The sequence below is a fragment of the Streptomyces sp. NPDC001941 genome (genome assembly GCF_040296945.1).
In the GTDB taxonomy this organism is placed as follows: Bacteria; Actinomycetota; Actinomycetes; order Streptomycetales; family Streptomycetaceae; genus Streptomyces.
In genome coordinates, this window is sequence record NZ_JBEOYE010000201.1 from 1 (window position 1) to 5,116 (window position 5,116).

Here is a 5,116-nt window from a genome sequence, read left to right on the forward strand (position 1 = left end):
GCTCTGTCGGCGCCGCGGGTGGGGGGGGCCCGGGGTCGGGCCGGGGGGCGCCCCACCCCTCGCTCACTTCGTAGTCGTACTTCGTACGCGTCGCGGAGGAACCCTCAGCGCGCTGAGGTCACCGCCCCGTACTCGGCGCCCCACGCCTCCACCACGTCGGCGGCGCGGTCGAAGGCCTCCACCCGCGACAGGAAGTCGGCGCTGTGGTCGGTCAGCAGCGCCACGGCCTCCTTGCCGGAGGGCTCCACCACCAGCGCCTGCCCCTGCACCGTCCGGGGCATCCCCAGCCAGCGCACCGGCTGCTGCACCGTGCGCAGCGCGCCGGCCCGCTCCCAGGGGAGGGTGCTGGTACGGAAGAACGCCACGCGGCGCACCCCGTGGCGGCTCACCCACGTCCCCATCCGCAGCAGGCGCAGCGCGGACGCGATCACCAGCAGACCGGCGCCGAGGCAGACCGCCGCGGCGGCCAGCGCCCCGGCGAAGGCGATGATCATCGCGGCCAGCAGGACGAACGACGCGAGCAGCAGGAGCAGCGCCGCCGCCGCGACCCGCCAGGGGCCCGGCCGGTAGGGCCGGCGCCAGCGGTCGTGGTCGTCGAACGGCAGGGCGACGTCGTCGGTGTTCGTGTCAAACGCACGGTCGGCCGTCAGGAAGGGCAGGGGCACGACTGATCCTCACTCACAAGCACGCTCGATTGGGCTGTGCCCGGTGAGGCTACCGAGGAGGTCAAGCGGGGACCACTCCCGGGGGGCCGTCCGAGTCTGTGAAGAACCCCGGCGGCTCAGCGCCCTTCGGAGGCCTCCGACTGCTGCCCGTGGCCGGCCGACTGGCCCGACTCCATGGCGGGCAGGCCGAACAGCAGCGACCCGGCGAGGCCCGCGACGACCGTGAGCCCGATCAGCGTACGGCCCATGATCTGCGGTACGCGGAGACGTTCCCTCTCCGGCGGGGTGACGTTACTGCGGAAGCGCTCGGCCTCCGCGACGAACGCGAACGGGACGGCCTCTCGCCGGCGGAACATAGGGCAACACTCCTCGGATCGTGTGTGACTGACGCCTCTACAGGTACAGACGCGTGGAAGAGCAGTTTGGTGCCCGATTTCCCCGAATTGGCCGGAACAATCGTGCCGCCAGCCTGCCTGGTTCGGAGCCGGCTCTCGGGGCCTTAAGGTGGACGCCGCCCAACCCTGAGCAAGAGACAAGGACGTGTCGGTGTCCGACAGCCCCGCAGAGATCAAACCTAGTTTTCGCAGCGACGTAACCGTTGACCTGGTGAAACACGCCGCCAGTGACTCGGACGTCCTGTGGGCGGCCCGGGTCTCCACGGCCGGCGAGCAGTCCCTGGAGGAGCTCAGCAAGGACCCGGAGCGCTCCAAGGGCCTGATCAACTACCTGATGCGGGACCGGCACGGCAGCCCCTTCGAGCACAACTCGATGACGTTCTTCATCAGCGCCCCGATCTTCGTCTTCCGCGAGTTCATGCGGCACCGGGTGGGCTGGTCCTACAACGAGGAGTCGGGCCGCTACCGCGAGCTGCAGCCGGTGTTCTACGTCCCCGGCGCCGAGCGCAAGCTGGTGCAGGAGGGCCGCCCGGGCAAGTACGTGTTCGTGGAGGGCAGCGCCGAGCAGCACAAGGTGGTCACGGAGTCCATGGAGGACGCCTACCGCCAGGCCTACGGCGCCTACCAGGAGATGCTGGAGGCGGGCGTGGCCCGCGAGGTGGCCCGTTCGGTCCTCCCGGTCGGCCTGTTCTCGTCGATGTACGCGACCTGCAACGCGCGCTCGCTGATGCACTTCCTCGGCCTGCGCACCCAGCACGAGCTGGCGAAGGTGCCGTCCTTCCCGCAGCGGGAGATCGAGATGGTCGGCGAGAAGATGGAGGCGGAGTGGGCGAAGCTCATGCCGCTGACGCACGCCGCCTTCAACGCCAACGGCCGCGTCGCGCCGTAACGGGGCACAGATGTACGGATCGGTCGCCCGAGGTGTCCGTATTGCGGCGTTTCGCGAAGTTCATCTAGGCTGATCAAACGGACCCGGCACTGCTTGAACCCCCGAGCAGGCAGTGCCGGGCTCCCTCGTCCTACGTCCCACGTCACGTCCCCCGAGGGGACACACCGCGCTGAGCAGCGAGTAGCGTGTTACCCATGGCTCCGATCTCCACTCCGCAGACCCCCTTCGGGCGGGTCCTCACCGCCATGGTCACGCCATTCACGGCAGACGGCGCACTCGACCTCGACGGTGCCCAGCGACTCGCCGCCCACCTGGTGGACGCCGGCAACGACGGCCTCATCATCAACGGCACCACCGGCGAGTCCCCGACCACCAGCGACGCGGAGAAAGACCAGCTCGTACGAGCGGTCCTGGAGGCCGTCGGCGACCGCGCCCACGTCGTCGCGGGCATCGGCACCAATGACACCCGGCACTCCCTGGAGCTGGCCCGCACCGCCGAGCGCACCGGCGCACACGGCCTGCTCGCCGTCACGCCGTACTACAACAAGCCCCCGCAGGAGGGCCTGTACCAGCACTTCTCGGCCATCGCCGACGCCACCGCACTGCCCGTGATGCTCTACGACATCCCCGGCCGCAGCGGCGTCCCGATCGACACCGAGACCCTGGTCCGGCTCGCCGAGCACCCGAGGATCGTCGCCAACAAGGACGCCAAGGGCGACCTCGGCCGCGCCAGCTGGGCCATCGCCCGCTCCGGCCTCGCCTGGTACTCCGGCGACGACATGCTCAACCTCCCGCTGCTCTCCGTCGGCGCGGTCGGCTTCGTCTCCGTCGTCGGCCACGTCGTCTCGCCCGAGCTGCGCGCGCTGCTGGAGGCGCACCTCAGCGGCGACGTGCAGAAGGCCACGGAGATCCACCAGAAGCTGCTCCCCGTCTTCACCGGCATGTTCCGCACCCAGGGCGTCATGACGACGAAGGCCGCGCTCGCCCTCCAGGGCCTGCCCGCCGGCCCGCTGCGGCTGCCGATGACCGGCCTGACGGACGAGGAAACGGCACAGCTCAAGATCGACCTCGCCGCCGGCGGGGTACAGCTGTAACCACAGACTTCACAACTGAATACGAACGAAGAGACCGACAACAGCAAGTGCACGAATGTCATGCGCGCCACGTGCCCAAGCGGTACGTGGCGTGTGTGGTGAGGAGAGTCTTTTGAGTCATCCGCATCCTGAACTCGGCGCCCCGCCGAAGCTGGCCAAGGGCGGCCTCCGCGTGACCCCGCTCGGCGGGCTCGGCGAGATCGGCCGCAACATGACCGTCTTCGAGTACGACGGCCGCCTCCTGATCGTCGACTGCGGCGTGCTCTTCCCCGAGGAGGAGCAGCCGGGCATCGACCTGATCCTGCCGGACTTCACGACCATCAGGGACCGCCTCGACGACGTCGAGGGCATCGTCCTGACCCACGGTCACGAGGACCACATCGGCGGCGTCCCCTACCTGCTCCGGCTGAAGCCGGACATCCCGCTCATCGGCTCCAAGCTGACCCTCGCGCTGATCGAGGCCAAGCTCCAGGAGCACCGCATCCGGCCCTACACCCTGGAGGTCGCCGAGGGCCAGCGCGAGCACCTCGGCCCCTTCGACTGCGAGTTCGTCGCGGTCAACCACTCCATCCCGGACGCCCTGGCCGTCGCCATCCGCACCCCCGCGGGCATGGTCGTGCACACCGGCGACTTCAAGATGGACCAGCTGCCGCTCGACCGGCGGCTGACCGACCTGCACGCCTTCGCGCGCCTCAGTGAGGAGGGCATCGACCTCCTCCTGTCGGACTCCACCAACGCCGAGGTCCCCGGCTTCGTCCCGCCCGAGCGCGACATCTCCAACGTGCTGCGGAACGTCTTCGCCGGCGCCCAGAAGCGGATCATCGTGGCCAGCTTCGCCAGCCACGTGCACCGCATCCAGCAGATCCTCGACGCCGCCCACGAGTACGGCCGCCGGGTCGCCTTCGTCGGCCGCTCGATGGTCCGCAACATGGGCATCGCCCGCGACCTCGGCTACCTGCGGGTCCCCGCGGGCCTGGTCGTGGACGTGAAGACGCTGGACGACCTGCCGGACAGCGAGGTCGTCCTCGTCTGTACCGGCTCCCAGGGCGAGCCGATGGCCGCGCTCTCGCGCATGGCCAACCGCGACCACCAGATCCGGATCGTCCCCGGCGACACCGTGATCCTGGCGTCCTCGCTCATCCCGGGCAACGAGAACGCGGTCTACCGCGTGATCAACGGCCTGACCCGCTGGGGCGCCAACGTCGTCCACAAGGGCAACGCCAAGGTCCACGTCTCGGGCCACGCCTCGGCCGGCGAGCTGCTGTACTTCTACAACATCTGCCGTCCGAAGAACCTGATGCCGGTCCACGGCGAATGGCGCCACCTGCGCGCCAACGCCGAGCTGGGCGCCCTCACCGGCGTCCCCAAGGACCACATCGTCATCGCCGAGGACGGCGTGGTCGTCGACCTGGTGAACGGCAAGGCCCGGATCGTCGGCAAGGTCCAGGCCGGTTACGTGTACGTCGACGGCCTCTCGGTCGGCGAGGTCAACGAGCCGGTGCTCAAGGACCGCCGCATCCTGGGCGACGAGGGCATCATCTCGGTGTTCGTGGTGGTGGACTCCTCCAGCGGCAAGATCGTCGGTGGCCCGCACATCCACGCGCGCGGCTCCGGCATCGACGACTCGGCGTTCGCCCCGGTCGTGCCGAAGATCGAAGAGGCCCTCAACCGGTCCGCCCAGGACGGGGTCGTCGAGCCGCACCAGCTCCAGCAGCTGATCCGCCGCTCGATCGGCAAGTGGGTCTCGGACACCTACCGTCGCCGCCCGATGATCCTCCCGGTCGTCGTGGAGGTCTGACAGGCCGTCTGACCTGCTGTGACCTGGAGCGGGGCCCCCGATTTGCATCGGGGCGCCCCGCTCCAGTACGTTTACGGCTCCGCCTGAGGGGAACCCGGCACACTCGTGTGTTCGCAGACCACCTCGATCGGGGCGGGAAATCCGACTCAGAATCTCTGATAAAGTCGGGCATCGCCGAAGGGCAAAGGCCCTCCAACGGCCACCGGAATTCAAATTCGGACCGGAAACGGAACGGAAAAGAGTCTGGTAAGGTTGGAACCGCCGGAAAGGGAAAC

At 69.1% G+C, this 5,116-nt stretch carries 5 protein-coding genes; 3 read left to right on the top strand and 2 right to left on the bottom strand.

All coding sequences use genetic code 11. The features are described 5' to 3' along the window. Positions 1-104: 104 nt before the first annotated feature. Positions 105-665 carry an SCO5741 family PH domain-containing membrane protein gene (locus ABT160_RS46240; protein ID WP_351656226.1) on the bottom strand — a complete coding sequence of 187 codons (561 nt, stop codon included), beginning with the start codon at positions 663-665 and terminating at the stop codon, positions 105-107. 116 nt (positions 666-781) lie between these two features. Beyond that, the gene (locus ABT160_RS46245) at positions 782-1,021 is read right to left on the bottom strand and encodes a hypothetical protein (RefSeq protein ID WP_351656228.1); all 240 of its coding nucleotides are present in this window, start codon (positions 1,019-1,021) and stop codon (positions 782-784) included. 190 nt (positions 1,022-1,211) lie between these two features. Here ABT160_RS46245 and thyX point away from each other — a divergent pair, with 190 nt between their 5' ends. The 3 genes from thyX (at position 1,212) to ABT160_RS46260 (ending at position 4,841) form a co-directional block, all read left to right on the top strand. Further along, positions 1,212-1,949: an FAD-dependent thymidylate synthase gene (thyX, locus tag ABT160_RS46250; protein WP_351656231.1), complete on the top strand. Its 738-nt coding sequence runs from the start codon at positions 1,212-1,214 to the stop codon at positions 1,947-1,949. Between the two features lie 194 nt (positions 1,950-2,143). Then, entirely contained in the window at positions 2,144-3,043 is a 900-nt protein-coding gene (gene dapA, locus ABT160_RS46255; RefSeq protein WP_351656234.1) for a 4-hydroxy-tetrahydrodipicolinate synthase, read from the top strand. 112 nt (positions 3,044-3,155) lie between these two features. Beyond that, the gene (locus ABT160_RS46260; protein WP_351656237.1) at positions 3,156-4,841 is read left to right on the top strand and encodes a ribonuclease J; all 1,686 of its coding nucleotides are present in this window, start codon (positions 3,156-3,158) and stop codon (positions 4,839-4,841) included. Positions 4,842-5,116: the final 275 nt, after the last annotated feature.